The sequence below is a fragment of the Pseudonocardia sulfidoxydans NBRC 16205 genome (genome assembly GCF_007989085.1).
Lineage (GTDB): Bacteria > Actinomycetota > Actinomycetes > Mycobacteriales > Pseudonocardiaceae > Pseudonocardia > Pseudonocardia sulfidoxydans.
The window spans coordinates 1-18,778 of sequence record NZ_BJVJ01000038.1; the positions used below are offsets into that span (position 1 = coordinate 1).

The 18,778-nt window shown below is 75.0% G+C and carries 15 protein-coding genes; 7 read left to right on the forward strand and 8 right to left on the reverse strand.

Features of this window, described 5'->3' with window-relative positions; genetic code table 11:
- Nucleotides 1-26 precede the first annotated feature (26 nt).
- The 3 genes from PSU4_RS18125 to PSU4_RS18135 form a co-directional block, all read right to left on the reverse strand.
- Nucleotides 27-1,262 (reverse strand): acyl-CoA dehydrogenase family protein, encoded by a 1,236-nt coding sequence (locus tag PSU4_RS18125; RefSeq protein ID WP_147109831.1) that lies wholly within the window; start codon nt 1,260-1,262, stop codon nt 27-29.
- A 107-nt stretch (nt 1,263-1,369) separates the two neighbouring features.
- Nucleotides 1,370-2,311, reverse strand: a complete 942-nt coding sequence (locus PSU4_RS18130; protein ID WP_147109833.1) for an AraC-like ligand-binding domain-containing protein — start codon at nt 2,309-2,311, stop codon at nt 1,370-1,372.
- Between the two features lie 120 nt (nt 2,312-2,431).
- Nucleotides 2,432-3,625, reverse strand: a complete 1,194-nt coding sequence (locus PSU4_RS18135) for a winged helix DNA-binding domain-containing protein (protein WP_147109835.1) — start codon at nt 3,623-3,625, stop codon at nt 2,432-2,434.
- Between the two features lie 112 nt (nt 3,626-3,737).
- Here PSU4_RS18135 and PSU4_RS18140 point away from each other — a divergent pair, with 112 nt between their 5' ends.
- The gene (locus PSU4_RS18140; RefSeq protein ID WP_186817034.1) at nt 3,738-6,299 is read left to right on the forward strand and encodes an ATP-binding protein; all 2,562 of its coding nucleotides are present in this window, start codon (nt 3,738-3,740) and stop codon (nt 6,297-6,299) included.
- 2 nt (nt 6,300-6,301) lie between these two features.
- On the opposite strand, the gene PSU4_RS18145 is transcribed toward PSU4_RS18140, so the two are convergent.
- Together PSU4_RS18145 and PSU4_RS18150 are read right to left on the reverse strand one after the other, a co-directional pair.
- The gene (locus PSU4_RS18145) at nt 6,302-7,261 is read right to left on the reverse strand and encodes an aldo/keto reductase (RefSeq protein WP_147109839.1); all 960 of its coding nucleotides are present in this window, start codon (nt 7,259-7,261) and stop codon (nt 6,302-6,304) included.
- Nucleotides 7,258-8,052, reverse strand: coding sequence for an IclR family transcriptional regulator (locus PSU4_RS18150; protein ID WP_147109842.1), 795 nt, complete (start codon nt 8,050-8,052; stop codon nt 7,258-7,260). The genes PSU4_RS18145 and PSU4_RS18150 overlap by 4 nt, the downstream gene beginning before the upstream one ends.
- A gap of 148 nt (nt 8,053-8,200) precedes the next feature.
- Between PSU4_RS18150 and dhaK the strand changes: the two genes are divergently transcribed.
- Genes dhaK through ptsP form a run of 3 tightly spaced genes read left to right on the forward strand, consistent with a single transcriptional unit; the run spans nt 8,201 to nt 12,287 of the window.
- On the forward strand, nt 8,201-9,202 hold the full coding sequence (gene dhaK / locus PSU4_RS18155) for a dihydroxyacetone kinase subunit DhaK (protein WP_147109844.1): 1,002 nt from the start codon (nt 8,201-8,203) through the stop codon (nt 9,200-9,202).
- Nucleotides 9,199-9,828: a dihydroxyacetone kinase subunit DhaL gene (gene dhaL, locus PSU4_RS18160; RefSeq protein WP_147109846.1), complete on the forward strand. Its 630-nt coding sequence runs from the start codon at nt 9,199-9,201 to the stop codon at nt 9,826-9,828. The genes dhaK and dhaL overlap by 4 nt, the downstream gene beginning before the upstream one ends.
- Nucleotides 9,825-12,287, forward strand: coding sequence for a phosphoenolpyruvate--protein phosphotransferase (ptsP, locus tag PSU4_RS18165; RefSeq protein WP_246115191.1), 2,463 nt, complete (start codon nt 9,825-9,827; stop codon nt 12,285-12,287). The genes dhaL and ptsP overlap by 4 nt, the downstream gene beginning before the upstream one ends.
- 169 nt (nt 12,288-12,456) lie before the next feature.
- Here ptsP and PSU4_RS18170 read toward each other — a convergent pair whose 3' ends face one another.
- Together PSU4_RS18170 and PSU4_RS18175 are read right to left on the reverse strand one after the other, a co-directional pair.
- The gene (locus PSU4_RS18170; protein ID WP_147109848.1) at nt 12,457-13,002 is read right to left on the reverse strand and encodes an NAD(P)H-dependent oxidoreductase; all 546 of its coding nucleotides are present in this window, start codon (nt 13,000-13,002) and stop codon (nt 12,457-12,459) included.
- Nucleotides 12,999-13,478, reverse strand: coding sequence for a flavin reductase family protein (locus PSU4_RS18175; protein ID WP_147109908.1), 480 nt, complete (start codon nt 13,476-13,478; stop codon nt 12,999-13,001). Before PSU4_RS18175 ends, PSU4_RS18170 begins: the two co-directional genes overlap by 4 nt.
- Before the next feature lie 240 nt (nt 13,479-13,718).
- Between PSU4_RS18175 and PSU4_RS18180 the strand changes: the two genes are divergently transcribed.
- Nucleotides 13,719-15,194, forward strand: a complete 1,476-nt coding sequence (locus PSU4_RS18180; RefSeq protein WP_147109850.1) for an aldehyde dehydrogenase — start codon at nt 13,719-13,721, stop codon at nt 15,192-15,194.
- 211 nt (nt 15,195-15,405) lie between these two features.
- Here the strand turns inward: PSU4_RS18180 and PSU4_RS18185 are convergent, their stop codons facing one another.
- Entirely contained in the window at nt 15,406-16,452 is a 1,047-nt protein-coding gene (locus tag PSU4_RS18185) for a sigma-70 family RNA polymerase sigma factor (RefSeq protein WP_246115193.1), read from the reverse strand.
- A gap of 213 nt (nt 16,453-16,665) precedes the next feature.
- On the opposite strand from PSU4_RS18185, the gene PSU4_RS18190 reads away from it, so the two are divergent.
- Together PSU4_RS18190 and PSU4_RS18195 are read left to right on the forward strand one after the other, a co-directional pair.
- The gene (locus PSU4_RS18190; protein WP_246115194.1) at nt 16,666-18,318 is read left to right on the forward strand and encodes a PHA/PHB synthase family protein; all 1,653 of its coding nucleotides are present in this window, start codon (nt 16,666-16,668) and stop codon (nt 18,316-18,318) included.
- A 39-nt stretch (nt 18,319-18,357) separates the two neighbouring features.
- Entirely contained in the window at nt 18,358-18,765 is a 408-nt protein-coding gene (locus tag PSU4_RS18195) for a helix-turn-helix domain-containing protein (protein ID WP_147109855.1), read from the forward strand.
- Nucleotides 18,766-18,778 lie beyond the last annotated feature (13 nt).

Consider the following 18,778-nt stretch of genomic DNA (forward strand, 5'->3'; position numbering starts at 1 on the left):
ATAGCGACTATCGCCACTCACAGGCTTCACGTGAGTCCGGACGCGGCCAGCGGGTCGTAGCCCGGAGCGGCGAGCATCGCCTGCAGCTGCCGGCGACGCACACCGACGTTGCTGCCCTCGATCACCGGGTAGGCCAGCGCCTCATGCAGCCGGCGCAGCAGCGGGAACGCCGTGTCGTAGGCGGTGACGCCGACGACCTGCACCAGGTCGTTGATCACCGACACAGCCGTCTCCGAGCCGAACACCTTGGCGTGCAACGCGAGCTCCGGCCCGGCCGGATCGCCGGACAGCGCGGCGTCGAGCGCCCGCCACGACAGCAGCCGGACCGCCTCGATGCGGCCCTTCGCGTCGGCGAGCAGATCGGCGACGGCCTGGTACTCGATGATCGGGACGGCGCCGCCGCGGGTCTGCGTCGTCGCGAACCGGTGCGCGACCGCGAACGCCTCCCGCATCGCCGCCGTCGCGAACGCGCCGATCGACGCCCCGCTGGCGACGAACGCGTTGCGCGTCAACGCCGCCCCCTGCCCCTCCTGGCCGAGCAGGTTGGCCCGCGGAACACGGACGCCGTGCAGCCGGACCCGCGCGGTCATGCACCCGGCGAGGCCGGGCAGGTCCAGGTACTCCTCGACCTCGACGTGCCCGGCCAGGTGCTCGCGCTCGGCGACCAGCAGCGAGATGCCGCCGGGTGTGCGGCACACGATCGTCATGAGGTCCGGGCCGTCGCCGTCCCAGCCGGGCAGGTGCGACGCCCACTGCTTGCGGCCGTCGACGACGAAATGGTCGCCGTCGGGGACCGCGACCGTCAGCGTGCCCCCGGCCGGGGGCGGGGCGTCGAAGTTGGCGCTGCCGTCGGGCTCGGAGAAGGCCATCGCCGCGACGGGCGCCCCGGAGTCGGCGAGGAACGGCGCGACGAACCGCTCGATCTGCTCGGGCGTGCCCACCTCGTAGACGGGGGCGAGCGCGATCAGCGGACCGGCCATGGAGATGACGAAGTCGGGGCTCTTCGCGGCCCACTCCTCGACGAGGATCGCGGCGTCCACGCCGTCGCCCGCGGCGCCGCCGAACGGCGCCGGGATCAGGCCCTTCAGGAACCCCGCGGCGACGGCCTTCTCGAACACCGGGCGCGCGAGCAGCGACCGGCGCAGGGGGTCGGGCTCCGCGCGCACGGCGTCGGCGAGCGGGCCCAGGTGCTCCTCGGCGAACTGGCGCGCGGCCTTCGTGAGCTGCTGCTGGGCGGGGGACAGGGTGAAGGAGACGGCCACGGGTGCTCCCTTGCATCGGCGTGGGGACCACTGTCCGGCGGTGCTCGCGCGCGCGTCCCGGCCGGGCGTGCGCCACCACTGTGCAGAACGTGCGGCCTCGTCGGGAGTCAGCGGCGGCGCAGCTCGCGCGGCGCGATGCCGTACTCGCGGCGGAAGGCGCGGCTGAACGCCGACGGGTCGAGGTAGCCGTAGCGGGCGGCGATCGCGGTGACCGTCGCGGTCTCGGCGGGGTCGCGCAGCGCACGGGCGCAGCGCTGCAGCCGCATGGTGCGCACGGCCGCGGCGAACGTCGTGTCGTGCTCGGCGAACGCCGCGTGCAGCGTGCGCGGCGACACGGCGAACCGGCGCGCCACCGACGCGACCGACAGCCCGGGGTCGGCGAGGTTCGCCGCGACGTGGCGCAGCACGGCGGCCCGCAGCACGTCGTGGCCCGGTTCCTCGCCCGGGGCGCCGAGGAACGCGGCCACGGCCGCCGCGAAGGACCGTTCCAGATCGTCGAGCGCCCCCGAACCGGGCGCGGCGACATGATCGTCCATGCGCCACAACGCCTGCACGAGCGTCGCGACGACGTGCCCGGTGCCCGAGCCACCGTCGACGGCGCGTCCCAGCAACGCCTGCCGTGGCCGCCCACCCAGGCCGCGGTGGGGGACGCGGAACGACAGCATCCGCCAGGGCTCGTCGAAGCGCAGGTGGTACGGCTCGGTGGTGTCCAGGACGACGAACTGGCCCGGCGCCACGACCGCGTCCACGTCGTCGGACCCGACCCGGTGCCGGACGTGGCAGTGCCCGCTGACCTGCAGGTTGACGAAGACGTACTCGCCGTCCGAGCGGGCCACCTCGCGCGGGCCGTGCGCGGTGAGCTGCGGCTGGGAGTCGATGCGGGCCCGGTTGACCGTCCCCAGCTCGCGGGTCTCCACCCGCGCCGGGAAACCATGCGCGTCCGCGGCGGTGCGGGTCGGGGTCAGCGGCACGAACGCACGGCAGATGACGTCGTGCCACACCGCGAACTGCTCCGCGGGCGGTCGCCGCGCGATGTCCCAGACCGGCATGTCACCTCCCGGGGTGCCGCGTCGAGGATGCTCCACGGCAGTGCACCGGACAAGGCAGTGCACCGGACAAGGCAGTGGACAAGGCAGCGCACCGGACAAGGCAGCGCACCGGACGAGCGGTCAGCCCGACGCCAGCTCCTTCTCCAGCGGCGTGCGGAAGCGCGGCACCACCCGCGTGCCGTCGACGTGCGCCGCGACGCGGTGGGCCGCGGCGTCGACCGCGGCGGCGGCCTCCGTGCCCACGTCCTCCAGCAGCCGGACGACGACCTCGCCGCCGTCGCGCTGCGCCCACCCGCCGACGACGCGACCCTCCCACCACACTGTCGGCCCGATGTTGCCGGTCCGGTCGAACAGCAGGTCGCGGTGCGCGCCGAGGAACCAGTCGCGCGACTGCCAGCCCATGGGTGTGGGGTCGAGCGCGGGGAGCAGCACCGCCTCGGCCGGCGGCTCGGCCTCGGGAACGGGGTCGTCGGCGAGCCGGATGCCGGGGGTGGCGCCGAGGTCGACGTCGACGACGTCGAGCGCCGCGAGCGCCCGGGTGGTCTCTCGCGCGGTCCAGCCGGTGAACCAGCGCAGGTCCGACACCGGGGCGGGTCCGAACACCGTGAGCCACCGGGCGGCGAGCCCGGCCTGCGCGGCCTCGACCGACGGCGCGGCGAGGGGGTCGCCCAGCCACGTCGCGGCCGGTGACCAGCGGTACTGCGTCGACGTCCACGACCCGCGCGGCCTGCCGCGGACGATGTGCCCGTCGACGGCCAGCTGCAGCAGCACCCGGGCGGTCGCGTTCTGCCCCGTGGCCGCGATCCGGGTGCGCAGCCGCGGGACGTCGGTGGCGAGCTCGGCGGCGAACGCCTCGCCACGGGTGTGCAGCGCGGCCAGCGTCTCGGCCTCGACCTCGGCCAGCCACGCCGCGGCATCGGGGATCCCGGACCCGTCGAGGTGCCCGACCAGCCGCCTGCGCTGCGTCGCGGCGACGGTGTGCGCGCAGCCGTGCTGCACGAGCGCCGCCGTGTCGCGGTCGAGGACCCACACCGTGCGCCGCATCCCGAGCATCCGCACGAGCGAGCGCTTCGTGTAGAGGGCGTCCTCGACGTCGGCGACGACCGCGCCGTCGGTGCGCGCCAGGGCGGACAGGTGCACCGTCGCCGGGTCGGTCGCGTGCAGGCCGAGGACCGCCGACGCCGCCTCGACGACACCGGCAGGGTCGCCCGATGCGCGGGTCGCGGTCGGCTCGCGCGACGCGCGGGTCGCGGCCGAGAGCCGGTGCCGGGCGACGAGCCGCGCCCGGCGCGCGGCGACCGTGATCCGTTCCACGGGCGACAGTCCATCACGACCCACCGACGGTCCCGCCCGATCACCCCGATCAGCCACGATGACGTCCGTACGGCCGTGTCCGACGCGACGTTCGTCTCCTACAGTCCGATTCGTGCAGCTGCTGGAACGCGAGCACCACCTGGGCGTGCTCGGTGACGGCGCCCGGCGTGCCGCCACCGGCGCGGGCTCGGTCGTCCTCGTCGCCGGCGAGGCGGGGATCGGCAAGACCGTCCTGCTGCGGGCGTTCGCCGAACAGGCGCGCGAGCAGCTGCAGCCGTTGTGGGGCATGTGCGACTCGCTGAGCACCCCGCGCCCCCTCGGGCCGCTGCGCGACGTCGCCCACGACCTCGGCGACCCGGTGCCCGACCTGCTCCGCGGTGCCGCCGCGCCGCACGAGGTCTTCACCGCCGTCCTCGACGCGCTGCGCGGCCGGCCGCGGATGCTCGTCGTCGAGGACGTGCACTGGGGTGACGAGGCGACACTCGACCTCGTCCGGTTCCTGGGCAGGCGGATCGCGGGGCTGCCGCTGCTGCTGGTGCTGTCCTACCGCGACGCGCTCGGCGTCGACCACCCGCTGAGCCCGGTCGTCGGCGACCTCGTCAGCACCCCCGACGCGCGGCGGCTGCAGCTGACCCCGCTGAGCCGCAACGCCGTCGCCGAGCTGTTCGCCGGCTCCGGCGCCGACCCGGCGGACGTCCACCACCGCACGGCGGGCAACCCGTTCTTCGTCAGCCAGATCCTCGCCCAGCCCGACTCCCCGCTGCCCGCGAGCGTGCGCGACGCGGTACTGGCCCGTGTCGCGTCGCTGGACGCGGGGGCCCGGCAGTGCCTGGAACTGCTGTCGTGCACGCCCGAGCCGGTGACGCGGGAGCTGCTCGGCGCGCTCGCGGTGCCGACGGCGACGGTGGGGGTGCTGGCTGCGACCGGCCTGGTCGACCGGCACGGCGACGGCGTCGCGTTCCGGCACGAGATCGCCCGGTCCGCGGTGCTGGAGGCGATCGCACCCGGCAGCGAGGCAGCCCTGCACGCGGTGATGATCGAGGCGCTGGAGGCTGTCGGCGGCGACCCGAGCGTGCTGGCCCACCACGCCGCGGCCGCGGGCGACGCCGAGCGGGTGCTGACGTATGCGCCGGTCGCGGGCGAGGACGCCTCGCGTGCCGGAGCGCACCGGGAGGCCGTCGCCTTCTTCGAGACGGCGCTGCGCCACGTCGCGGGTGCGCCGCGGGAGACCGCCGTCCGGGCGTGGCTGCTGGAGGCCATGGCGCTCGACCTCTACCTCTCCGATCGGCTACGGGACGCCATCACCGCCCGGGAGCAGGCGATCGAGCTGCGGGCCGCGGCAGGCAACACCGACGCAGTCGGTGCCGGGCACACCGCGCTGGCCGGCTTCTTCTGGGGCGCGGCCGACCGCGCCTCCGCCGAGCACCACGCCGACGCCGCGGTTGAGATCCTGGCGGCCGGCGACAACCGTCGCGCGCTGGGGTTCGCGTTGTGCAAGCAGGGTTTCCTCGCCGCCTGGCGCGGTGACGCCGGGGCGGTCGCACGCGCGGGGGAGCAGGTCGACGTGATCGCCGCGGAGCTGGGCGACGACGTGGTCCTGCGCAGCACGGCGTCGATCGGCACCGCGGTGACCCGGCTGCTGCAGGGCGACGTGAGCGGGCGCGCCGACCTCGTCGCGGCGATGCAGGTCGGCATGCGCCACCGCCTCGACGACCTGACGACGACGCCGATGGCGAACCTGTGCCACTACGACGTCGACCACGGGCGGCTGGCCGAGGCGGAGGTCTCGGTGGCCGACGGGCTGCGGATCAGCGAGGAGCGTGACGCCCCGATCTGCGTGGCCTACCTCAACGCGGTCCGGGCCCGGCTGAGGCTGCTGCAGGGCCGCTGGGCCGAGGCCGAGGACGACTCCCGCATCGCGCTCGCCGCGACCGACATCAGGCTGGGCTGGCTGTGGCCCAACCTCGTGCTCGGGCTGCTGGCCGCCCGCCGGGAGGCGCCGCCGCGCAACCCACACCTCGACGAGATGTGGCGGATCGCGAACCTGGTCGCCAGCCCCGGCATGGTCGCGGCCGCCGCGGAGGCGCTCGCGGAGAACGCGTGGATCACCCGAACCCCCGACCCGCGCCTCGACGGTCCCTTGGTCGTGGACCTGTACTGCCGCGACTACGCCGGCCGCGACGTCGTCGTCGCGCCGCTGAGCCGGTGGTTGCGCAGGCTGGCCGCCGCGGGTGTGCAGGAGAGCGCGGCGCCCGACCCCGGCCCGCTGCAGGCACCCGACGACCAGCCCTACGCGCAGGCGGTCGCCCTGTGGGACAGCGGGTCCACCGACGACCTGCTCGACGCCCTGCGCCGCCTCGACGCCCTCGACGCCCGTGCGGTCGCCGCGCTCGTGCGTTCCCGGCTGCGGGAGTCCGGGGTCAACGCGGTCCCGCGTGGCAGCTCGTCGACGACGCGGGCCAACCCGGCCGGTCTCACCGCGCGTCAGCTCGACGTGCTGACCCTGCTCGTCGACGGGCTGACCAACGCCGACATCGCCGCGCGGCTCGTGATCTCACCGAAGACCGCCGACCACCACGTGACGGCGATCCTCGCGAAGCTCGGGGTGCACTCGCGCAGCGAGGCCGCCGCGATCGGGCGCCGGCTCGGCGTCGTCGGAACCGCGCCGGCCTGAGCTCAGCTCCAGGCGCGCGCCGAGCGGGCCGCCCAGTACTGCTCGGGCGGCTGGGCGAGGTCGGAGAGCTCCTCGAGTACGGCGGTGTCGACGCCCCGCAGGTCGACGTTGGCCGCGGCCGCGTTGCTGCGGACCTGCGCAGCGTCGACACCGCCGGAGAGCACCCGCCACGCCCACGGCCGGGCCAGCGCCACCGCGATCGCGAGCCTGTCGAGGCCGACGCCGGCCTTCTCGGCGAGCGCCGCCGCCTTCTCCGCGACGGGCGAGCCGTCCTGACCGCCGGGGGCAAGCAGCCCGTTGGCCACCGGCTCCTTGACGATCACCCGCGCGCCCGCGGCCGCCGCCTCGGCCAGCGCCGGCCCGGCCGAGGGCTCCAGCACGTTCCACGTCGACTGGATCGAGGTGAACAGCAGCCGGCCGGTGACCCGGATCTCCAGGGCGCGCCGGATCGCGTCGGCCTGGCGGGGGCCCGACGTCGAGATGCCGACGCGGACGCCCTCGTCGCGCAGCGCCGCCAGTTGGGTGTGCATCGACGAGTCGGTCAGGATTCCGGTGTCGAGCGTCGCGGAGTGCACGTGGTAGACGTCGAACCGGTTGCCGAGGGTGGCGCGGGTGAGCGCCAGCTGCTCGGTGAACGCGGTGATCGAGTGGTCCTTGACCTCGTGGATGGCGGCGTCGGTGCGCCAGTCGCCGACGTAGCGGTACCCCCACTTCGACCCGACCTCGACCCGCGCGCCGGGGTGTGCGTCGAGCCAGCCCGCGAGGAACTCCTCGGCGCGCCCGTAGGAGCGGGCGACGTCGACGTAGTCGACCCCGCAGGCCACAGCGGCGTCGAGGACCTCCCAGGTGCGCTCGCGCAGCGTCTCGACGCTGCGTTCGGTGCCGAGGTCACGCGCGCGGCCCGAGGTGATGTAGGCCGGTCGCGCGACGGCGGCCAGCCCGATGCCCAGCTTGGCGGTCATGCGCTCGCCGCCGGCCGCTCGGTGACCGCGGGCGGCCAGGACGCGGCGCCGAGCTCGCGGGAGATGCTGCGGGCGGTGGCGCGCAGGGCGTCGGCGGCGGCGGGGTCGAGCGGCCAGTCGGCCTGTGTCACGACGAGCCCGATCGCGCCCACGACGGCGCCGCTGTGGTCCCCGACCGGGGCGGCGACGCCGTACTCGCCGAGCACGGCCTCCTCGGCCTCGGTGGCGATGCCGGCGGCGCGGACGGCGGCCAGCTCGTCGCGCAGCCGCGCCGGATCGGTGATGGTCTCGCCGGTCATGCTGCGCAACGTATCCGTCTCGGGCAGGGCGGTGTCGTCGAAGGCCAGCAACGCCTTACCGAGCGCACACGCGTGGGCGGGGACGACGATACCGACCTCGTTCATCTGGCGACCGCCCCCCGGCCTGGGCTCGTGGGCGACGACGATGACGTCGCGTTCGGGGAGGTCGCGGTCGACGCCGGCCAGGAGCACGGCGGTGCGCACGGCGACCCCGGTGCGGGCGGCGAGGTCCTCGGCCCACGGCACCGAGCGCGACCGCAGTTCGAGGGTGTCGAGGTAGACGTTGCCCAGCCGCAGCGTGGCGGGGCCGAGCCGGTAGCGGCCGGAGTCGCGCTCCTGGGCGATCATCCCGTGGTCGAGCAGGGTGCGGACGATCCCGTGCACCGTCGACGGCGCGAGCTCGAGCTGGGTGGCGAGCTCGCCGAGGCCCATCCGTCGGGCGCCCTGCAGCGCGGTGAGGATGCGCACCGCGCGGTCGACGGACTGGATCACGCCGGCCTCCTGCCACGTCGTTGCGGTCGGGTCTTGCCCTGTTCCGCGGGCGAGCGTAGCTTCCGATGCGCGTTCGGCATAGTCGAAATGTGTTCAGGTCGCCTGCACGTGCCGCCAGACCACGGTCGCGCCCAACGGAGGGCCCACGATGAAGAAGCTGATCAACGATCCGGCCGACGTCGTCGCCGAGGCGTTGCGCGGCATGGACGCCGCCCACCCCGAGCTGCGCGTGGACCACTCCGACCGCGTCGTCTACCGCGCCGACGCGCCGGTGCGGGGCAAGGTCGGGCTGGTCTCCGGCGGCGGGTCCGGGCACGAGCCGATGCACGGCGGCTTCGTCGGCCCCGGCATGCTCGACGCCGCCTGCGCGGGCGAGGTCTTCACCTCCCCGGTGCCCGACCAGATGGTCGCGGCCACCAGAGGTGTCGACGGCGGCGCCGGCGTCCTGCACGTCGTGAAGAACTACACCGGCGACGTCATGAACTTCGAGATGGCCGCCGAGCTGGCCGGCGCCGAGACGGGTGTCGAGGTGGCATCGGTCGTCACCGACGACGACGTCGCCGTCCAGGACAGCCTCTACACCGCGGGCCGCCGGGGGGTCGGCGTCACGGTGCTGCTGGAGAAGATCGCGGGCGCCGCCGCCGACGAGGGGCGCGACCTCGCGGCCGTCGCGGCGGTGGCCCGCAAGGTCAACGACCGGGGGCGCAGCATGGGCATGGCGCTCACCTCGTGCACCGTGCCCGCGGCCGGGCAGCCGACGTTCGAGCTGCCCGAGGACCAGATGGAGATCGGCATCGGCATCCACGGCGAGCCGGGCCGGCGCCGGGTGCCGATCGCGCCGGCCCGCGAGGTCGCCGCGATGCTCGTCGAGCCCGTCCTCGCCGACCTCGACTTCACCGGCCCCGACGGGGTCATCTGCTTCGTCAACGGCATGGGCGGCACACCGCTGCTGGAGCTGTACCTGATGTACAACGAGGTCGCGGCCCTGCTCGACAAGGCCGGCGTACGCATCGCGCGCTCGCTGGTCGGGCCCTACATCACGAGCCTGGAGATGGCGGGCTGCTCCGTCACCCTCGTGAAGGCCGACGACGAACTGATCCGGCTGTGGGACGCACCGGTGAACACTCCCGGACTGCGGTGGGGAGCATGAGCGCGAGCATCGACCAGCTCACGGACTGGGTACGACGCTTCGCGGCGGCGGTGCACGAGCACCGCGACGAACTGACCCGGCTGGACTCCGCGATCGGCGACGCCGACCACGGCTCCAACCTCGACCGCGGCATGACGGCCGTCGTCGCCGCGCTCGACGCCGAGCCGCAGCCCAGCGCCGCGGCGCTGTTCAAGAAGGTCGGGATGACGCTGGTCAGCACCGTCGGCGGGGCGAGCGGACCGCTGTACGGGACGTTCTTCCTGCGCGTCGCGACCGCGTCGGGCGAGGTCACCGAGCTCGACGGGCCCGCGTTCGCCAAGGCCCTGCGTGCGGGGCTGGAGGGTGTCGTCGCCCGCGGGAAGGCCGAGGCCGGTGACAAGACGATGTTCGACGCGCTCGCCCCGGCCGTCGATGCGCTCGACGCCGCGCTGGCCGACGGGGACCCGCTGGGGGAGTCGCTGCGGGCCGCGGCGACCGCCGCCGCGTCGGGCAGGGACGCCACGATCCCGCTCGTCGCCCGCAAGGGCCGGGCCAGCTACCTCGGCGAGCGCAGTGCGGGACACCAGGATCCGGGTGCGACGTCGGTGACGCTGCTCGTCGTCGCCGCGGCCGAAGCGCTGGCGTGACCGGCCCCGCCGGGGGGCTCGTCGGGATCGTCGTCGTCTCCCACTCGCGGGCGCTGGCCGACGCCGCCGTCGCCCTCGCCCGGGAGATGGTCCACGACGGCGGCCCGCGCATCGAGGTCGCCGCCGGCCTCGACGAGACCACCTTCGGCACCGACGCCGCCGCGATCACGGCGGCCGTCGAGGCCGCCGACGACGGCGCCGGCGTCGTCGTGCTGATGGACCTCGGCAGCGCCGTGCTCTCGGCCGAGCTGGCGCTGGAGATGGTCGATCCCGACCTCGCCACCCGTGTCGTGCTCTGCGCGGCGCCGCTGGTCGAGGGGCTGGTCGCGGCCGTCGTGACCGCCGCGGGAGGTGCCGGCGCCGCCGCCGTCGCCGCCGACGCGACCGACGCCCTCACGGCGAAGACGGCGCAGCTGGGCAGCGCCCCGGCCGGGGCGGACGAGGCCCCGGCGCCGCCCGACGTCGAGGGGCCGACCGTCACGCTCACCCTGCGCGACCCCCACGGCCTGCACGCGCGCCCGGCGTCGCGGCTCGTCGGCGCGGTGCGTGGGCTCGCCGCGGACGTGCAGGCGCGCAACACGTCCACGGGATCGGGCTGGGTCCCCGTCGCGAGTCTGTCGCGGCTCGCGACGCTCGGCGGGCTCGCCGGCCACGTGATCGAGGTCCGCGCGACCGGTCCCGACGCCGCCACCGCCCTCGACCGGGTGGTCGCCGCCGCAGCGGACTCGGGCCTGACCGGGGCCTTACTCGCTGCGCCGCAAGAGCTTCTCGTACCCGACACCCCGGCCCGCCCCCTGGGCGCCTCGCCCGGGATCGCCGTCGGGCCCGCCCGCCCGCTGCGCGCGGCAGCGTTCGAGATCGACGAGGACCCCGCCGGTGACCCCGCCGCCGAACAGGCCCGGCTCGCGCGTGCCCGCGCCGACGCCGCCCACGCGATCGAGGCCGTCCGCGACCACACCGCCACCACCGCGGGCGCCGACGAGGCCGCCATCTTCGACGCCCACCTCGCACTGCTCGACGACCCCGACCTGCTCGACGACGCCCACGCCCGCATCGCCGCAGGTCGCGCCGCGGGGCGGGCCTGGGCCGACGCCGTCGACGCCGCCGCCGCCGCGTTCGCCGCGCTGCCGAGGGAGTACCTGCGTGCGCGGGCCGGCGACGTCCGCGCCGTCGGCGACCAGGTGCTGCGCGCCCTCACCGGCGCGGACGGGCCCGCCGCCACACCCGGCGACGGGGTGCTCGTCGCCGCCGACCTCACCCCCGCCGACGCCGCGGGCCTCGACCCCGCCACCGTCACCGGCGTCGTCCTCGCCGCGGGCAGCCCCACCGCCCACGCCGCGATCCTGCTGCGCGCCAAAGCGATCCCGGCCGTCGTGGGGGCCGGGATGCACGTCCTCGACGTCGCCGCCGGGACCGTCGTCGCCGTCGACGGCACCACCGGCGAGGTCCTCGTCGACCCCACACCGGCGCAGGCCGAGCGGTTCGCCGCCCGCGCCGCCGAGCAGGCCGACCGCGCCCGCGCCGCCCGCGCCCGCGCGTGCGAACCCGCCGTGACCCGCGACGGCACGACCGTGCTCGTCGGCGTCAACGCCGGGTCGGCCGCCGACGCCGCCACCGCGACCGGCGCCGACCTCGCCGGGCTGGTCCGCACCGAGTTCCTGTTCCTCGGCCGCGACGACGCCCCCGGCGTCGACGAGCAGGAGGCGGCCTACCGCGACGTCGCCGCCGCGCTGGGCGGGCGCCGGATCACGCTGCGCACCCTCGACGTCGGCGGGGACAAACCGTTGCCCTACGTCCCCGCAGCTGCCGAGGCCAACCCGTTCCTGGGCGTGCGGGGGCTGCGGCTCGCGCTGCGCGCCCCCGACCTGTTCGCGACCCAGCTGCGCGCGATCGTCCGGACCGCGCACGCGACACCGGTCAGTGTCATGTTCCCGATGGTCTCGACGGTCGCCGAGCTGCTCGCCGCCCGCGCCGCCCTCGACGCGGCGATCGCCGCGGAGGGCAGGGGAGTCCCGCCGCAGCTGCAGGTCGGGATGATGGTGGAGGTGCCGGCGGCGGCGCTGCGGGCCGCGGCGTTCGCCCCGCACGTCGACTTCCTGTCGATCGGCACCAACGACCTCACCCAGTACACGCTCGCCGCCGAACGCGGCAACGACGCCGTCGCCGCCCTGGCCGACCCCCTCGACCCGGCGGTCCTCGCCCTGGTCGCGGCGACCTGCCGCGGCGCCGGGGACGACGTCCTCGTCGCCGTGTGCGGGGAGGTCGCCGCCGACGATGCCGCCGCGGCCCTGCTCGTCGGGCTGGGGGTGCGCGAGCTCAGCGTCGCCGCCCCCGCGGTGGCGGGGGTCAAACAGTCGGTCCGGGGGATCGACCTCGCCGCCGCCGCGGCGCTGGCGGAACAGGCCCTGCGCGCCCCCGACGCCGAGACGGTCAGAGCCCTGGCCGCCCCCGGGCACTGACACACCCGCGCGCAACCTCACCGCTGTCGACGGCGCTCCCGACAACCGTGAGGTTGCGGCCGGCTCTTCGCGCGCAACCTCACGGCTGTCGACGGGCCGGATCACGACAGTGAGGTTGCGCGCGGATGATCGCCGCACCTCACGGCAGCCCGACTGCTGCCCGCGAGGCTCAGACCTGCGGGGTGATCGCCTGCAGCGCGGCCGAGCCCCGCACGGCGCGGGCCAGGTCGGCGAGCGCGGAGCCGTGGGCCGCGGCGAGCGTCGCGCTCTCCTCGGTCAGCGTCGTCCGGTCGACGTAGGCGCCGTGGTCGAAGTAGAGACCCGGCGAGAGCACCTGCACCGCGAAGAACGACGCCAGCACGTTGCGCAGGTCGTTCACCGCGAGGAAGTGGTGCGCGCTCGCGCCCGTCAGCACCGTCGCGGCGACCTTGCCCTGCAGCGGCGCCGTCTTCTCGCCCCAGCGGCCGCGCTCGGTGCCCTCCAGCGCCGTGCGCAGCAGCGCGCTGAACGACGCCCGGTACACCGGGCTGCCCAGCACGACGCCGTCGGCGGCCTCGAACGCCGCCGCGATCTCCTCCTGCGAGACCTGGCTGATCTCCAGCAGCGACGTCGTCGCCCCCGCCTTCGCCGCGCCCGCGAGGATCCCCTCCACGGCGGTCGTGGTCCGGCCGCCGACGTCGGGCCCACCGACGAGCCCCACCAGCACCGGCGTCATCGGGCCTGCTCCGTCTCGGCCGCCGGCGCGATCAACGTGTAGGCGCCGCGGTGGAACAGCAGCGGCGAGCGGGACTCGTCGGCACCCAGGTGGTGGACGCGGCCGACGACGATCGTGTGGTCGCCGCCCTCGTACTCGTGCTCGAGCGAGCAGTCGATCCAGGCGGCGACGCCGTCGAGGATCGGCGCCCCGGACGGTGCGGCGCTCCAGGTCACGCCGGCGAACTTGTCGGTGCCCGACCGCGCGAACCCGGCGCTGTAGTGCTGGTGGTCGGAGGCGAGCACGTTCACGCAGAAGCGGCCCACCTCCCGGATCCGCGGCCACGTCGACGACGTCCGGGCGGGGCAGAAGTTCACCAGGGGCGGTTCCAGCGACAGCGACGCGAACGACTGACAGGTGAAGCCCAGCGGCCCGTCGGGGCCCGCTCCCGTCACGACGACGATCCCGGACACGAAATGGCCCAGCACGTCCCGCATGGTCGCGGAGTCGACCGGGTCGGGGTGGGCACCTGTACTCGAGAGCGAACCTGTCACCCGATCAACCCTAGGTGGCGGAGCGCGCCGCGACCATGGCAAAGCGTCACACCACGACGTCGACGGAGTGTGACGGCGGTCATTGCGGCCGACCCGGGGGTGGTGCCCGCAGGCGTGGCCGTGCCCGCCCGGGTCTCGTAGCGTTGCCGCGGAACGCCCGGCGACGTCGAGGAGGACGGTGGAATGGCGGATCTCGAGCACTTCCGGATGGTGATCGGCGGCAAGGCCGTCGACGCGATCTCGGGGAAGACGTTCGAGTCGGAGAACCCCTACACCGGGCAGCCGTGGGCGGTGCTTCCCGACGGCGGTCCCGACGACATCGACGCGGCGGTCGCCGCGGCGCGGGCCGCGCTGGACGGGGAGTGGGGTGAGCTGACCGGGTTCGCGCGCGCGGCGCTGATGCGCCGCCTCGGCGACCTCATCGCGGAGAACGCCGAACGGCTGGCCCGCCTGGAGGTCAACGACTCCGGCAAGCTGTACCGGGAGATGATCGGCCAGCTCAACGGCCTGGGCGGCTGGTTCCACTACTACGCCGGCATCGCCGACAAGCTCGAGGGCCGCCAGATCCCCTCGCCCAACCCGAACTTCCTCGTCTACACCCGCCGCGAGCCGGTCGGTGTCGTCGCGGCCATCACGCCCTGGAACTCGCCGCTGCTGCTGCTCACGTGGAAGGTCGCGCCCGCGCTGGCGGCGGGCTGCACGATCGTGGTGAAGCCGTCGGAGCACGCGCCGTCGTCATCGCTGGGGCTCGCGGAGCTGTTCGAGAAGGCGGGCTTCCCGCCCGGCGTCGTGAACGTCGTGACGGGCAACTCCCGCGAGGTCGGGGCGCACCTGGCCGGGCACCCCGGCGTCGACAAGGTCGCGTTCACCGGCTCGACGGCCACCGGCCGGGCCGTCGCGCACGCCGCCGCGGAGAACCTCAACAAGGTCACCCTCGAGCTGGGCGGCAAGTCGCCGCAGGTCGTGTTCCCCGACGCGGACCTCGAGGCGGCGTCCAACGGGCTGGTCGCGGGCGTGTTCGCGGCGACGGGCCAGACCTGCATGGCGGGGTCGCGGCTGATCGTGCACGAGTCGGTGCACGACGAGCTGGTCCGGCTGGTGGCGGAACGGGCGTCGCGGATCCGGCTGGGCGACCCCAACGACCCCGGCACCGAGATGGGGCCGGTCGCGAACCGGCCGCAGTACGAGAAGGTCCTCGGCTACCTGGAGACGGCGAAGGGGGAGGGGGCGACGGTCGCCTACGGCGGCGCGGCCGACACCGGGATGGGTGGGCTGTTCGTGCAGCCGACGGTGCTGACCGGCGTCGGGCCGGAGTCGACGATCGTGCGCGAGGAGGTGTTCGGCCCGGTCCTGTCGGCGTACACGTTCACCACCGAGGACGAGGCGATCACGCTGGCCAACGACACCCAGTACGGCCTCGCCGGTGCCGTCTGGACCAAGGACGTGCACCGCGCGCACCGGGTCGCCGCGAAGATCCGGGCCGGCTCGGTGTGGATCAACGCCTACCGCGTCGTCGCACCCAGCGTGCCCTTCGGCGGCTTCAAGAGCTCCGGGCTCGGCCGCGAGAACGGCATCGATGCGGTCAACGAGTACACCGAGAACAAGTCGGTGTGGGTCGAGCTGTCCGGCGGCACCCGGGATCCGTTCACTCTCGGCTGACGCCTGGTCACCCTCCGCCACTCGAACGGGGTGCCTGTCGCCCGCGGACGGCCGGACCCTGCGCGGTACAAAGACGCCGGAAGTCGTCGCCCGTCACTCGTGGGGAGCCCGGTGGGCGGCGGCGACCCGACGGTCGGCGACCGGGGGAACCGGTCGCCGACCGCGGCCTCGTCTCGAGAGGTCCTCGGGATCGCGCCGCAGGTGCGAGCGGTCAGCTCGCGTAGGCGCGCAACCGGTCGGCGCGCTCGCCGACCCGCAGCTTGCCCATGACCTCGCGCTCGATCTGGCGCACCCGCTCGCGCGAGAGACCGAACCGGCGGCCGATCTGGTCGAGCGTGCGCGGCTGGCCGTCGTCGAGGCCGTAGCGCATCCGGATCACGTTCTGCTCCCGCTCGTCGAGCGTCGCGAGCACGCGGCGCAGGTCGTCGTGGAGCAGGTGCGAGATCACGGTGTTCTCGGCGTCGGCGGCCTCGGCGTCCTCGATGAAGTCCCCGAGCGGGGCCTCCTCCTCGGCGCCGACCGGCATGTCCAGGCTCACCGGGTCGCGGGCGTGGTCGAGGAGGTCGGCGATCTTCTCCTCGGGCAGGCCCGACTCCTCGGCCAGCTCGGCGTGCGTGGCCTCCCGGCCGAGACGCTGGTGCATGTCGCGCTTGATTCGCGCCAGCTTGTTGACCTGCTCCACGAGGTGCACCGGGAGCCGGATCGTGCGCGCCTGGTCGGCCATGCCGCGGGTGATGGCCTGCCGGATCCACCACGTCGCGTACGTGGAGAACTTGAAGCCCTTGGCGTAGTCGAACTTCTCGACGGCGCGGATCAGGCCGAGGTTGCCCTCCTGGATCAGGTCGAGCAGCGGCATACCGCGGCCGGTGTAGCGCTTGGCCAGGCTCACCACGAGGCGCAGGTTGGCCTCGAGGAGGTGGTTGCGGGCGCGGGCGCCGTCGCGGCCCACTGCCCGCAGGTCGCGCGCGTAGTCGGCGTCGAGCTCACGGCCCTCGGCGGCCGCGGTGTCGAGCACGTGGCGGGCGAAGACGCCGGCCTCGATGCGCTTGGCGAGGTCGACCTCCTGGGCCGCCGTGAGCAGCGCGGTCTTGCCGATCCCGTTGAGGTAGACGCGGACGAGGTCGGCCGCGGGGCTCTGCGCGTCGAGCTCGTCGACCCGCGGAGCGGCGACGGTCGGCTCGGTGTCCCACACCTCGCGCTCGGGGGCGGTACGCTGCGACGGAACTGCCTTCGGCTTACGGGCGGTGGCTGCGGTCATCGTGGAATCCCTCCCTGCGCTGCCGGGGGGTACGCTGTGGCGTCTGCCGCCCCGGCTTCTGTTCGTTCCAACGCAAGGTCGTGGACAATCGTTCCCGGCCCAGCGCATCCGCCGTGCGGGTGACAACGTGGGTCTCGTCACTCCGGGAACGTCCGGGACCTCCCGCGGTGGTGGCCGGGAGCATCGGGGGCGCGGGTGGGGAAGTTGCACGACGTGGTGTCCCCGTCGTGGCTCGCGGCCCGGTTCGACCCCGTCGACGTCGTCGGCACCCTCGCCGAGACCGCGCGGTCGGTCGTGGCCGAGCCCGCCACGGCAGCGGCCGCGACGGCCCGGCTCGCCGGGGACAGCCTGCGTGCCCTGGCCGCCGCCGCCGCGCCGGGCGCGACACGAGAGCTCGATCCGCCGCCCGACCGTCGCCACTCCCACCCCTCGTGGGGCACCAACGCCTGGTACGCGCTGTGCCGTCGTGAGCACGCGCTGCTGGCCGAGTGGGCCCGCGCCGTCGCCGCCGGCACCGAGCTGGGGCCGGTCACCACCCGCAAGCTGGCGTTCGTCGTCGACCAGGTCGTCGCCGCCACCGACCCCGTCAACTGGCCGCTCACCAACCCCGAGGTGCCCGCCACCGCCCTGCGCACCGGCGGGCGCAGCCTGCTGCGGGGGCTGCGCAACCTCGCCCGCGACGTCGTCACCAACGGTGGGGCGCCGCTGCAGGTACCGCGCGGCGCGCTCGTCGTCGGCCGCGACATCGCCGCGACCCCCGGGAAGGTCGTGTACCGCAACGACCTCGTCGAGCTCGTCCAGTACGCGCCGACCACCGACGCGGTGCACCGCACGCCGCTGCTGCTGTCGCCGCCCTGGATCAACAAGTACTACGTCATGGACCTCGCCCCGGGCCGCAGCTTCGCGCAGTGGGCCGTCGACCACGGGCGCACCGTCTTCGCGCTCAGCTACCGCAACCCCGGTCCCGAGCACCGCGACCTCACCATGGCCGACTACCTCGACTCGGGCCTGCTCACCGCGCTCGACGTTGTCGAGGACGTCACCGGGGAACCACGCACGGACGTCGCCGCACTCTGCCTGGGCGGCACCCTCGCCACCGCGGGCGCGGCGTGGCTCGCCGCCCGCGGCGACCGCCGCATCGGCACGCTCACGCTGCTCAACACGATGCTCGACTACAGCGAGCCCGGCCCGCTGGGCGTGTTCACCGATCCCCGCGCCGTCGAACGCCTCGAGCGGCGGATGCGCGGCCCCGGCTATCTGCCCGGGTCGGCGATGCGCGCCACCTTCGACGCGCTGCGCCCCGACGACCTGATCTGGCGCTACGTCGTCGACGGCTGGTGGTTGGGCAACGAGCCGCCGGTGTTCGACCTGCTCGTCTGGAACGCCGACTCGACCCGAATGCCCGCGGCGATGCAGACGGAGTACCTCACGGGCCTCTACGTCGAGAACCGGCTCGCCACCGGCCGGATGGAGCTGGCCGGCGTGCGGCTGGACCTGGGCGCGGTCCGCCACGACACCTACGTCGTGGCGGCCGAGTCCGACCACATCGCGCCCTGGCGTTCGGTCCACGCCGGCGCGCGGCTGCTCGGCGGCGACGTCCGCTTCGTGCTGACGACGTCGGGGCACATCGCGGGCGTGGTGAACCCGCCGTCGCCGCGGGCCGCGCACCGCGTCGGCACCGGGCCCGTCCCCGCCGACGCCGACGCGTGGCGCGACGCGACCGGGCAGCGGCAGGGCAGCTGGTGGGAGGACTGGGCGGTGTGGTCGGCGGAACGGGCCGGCCCGATGCGTCCGCCGCCTCCGATGGGCAGCGCCGACCATCCGCCGCTCGACGACGCCCCGGGGCGGTACGTGCGCGAGACCTGAGGCGGGATCAGGGACAATGGGCGTGACCCGAGGAGAGTGATGAGCGCAGGCGAGCGAACGGACAGCGGGCCCTGGACCGAGCAGGTCAACGCGCTCGGCGACTTCATCCGCGGGCAGCGACGCCTCGCGAACCTGTCGCTGCGGGAGATGGCGTCGCTGACCAGCGTCTCCAACGCCTATCTGTCGCAGGTCGAGCGCGGGCTGCACCAGCCGTCGCTGAAGGTGCTGCGGTCGATCGCCGACGCCCTGCAGCTCTCCACCGAGCAGCTGCTGTCGCAGGCCGGGTGGTCCACGGCCGAGCCCGCCGCCGCGGCCCCCGAGCCGGAGCCGGTCGTGACCGGGACCGAGGACGCCATCCGCGCCGACCCCCGGCTCACCGACGACCAGAAGGCGGCCCTGCTCGGGGTGCTGCGCAGCTTCGTCGAGGGCGCGGCCCCCGCTCGGTAGTCGGAGCGCGGTG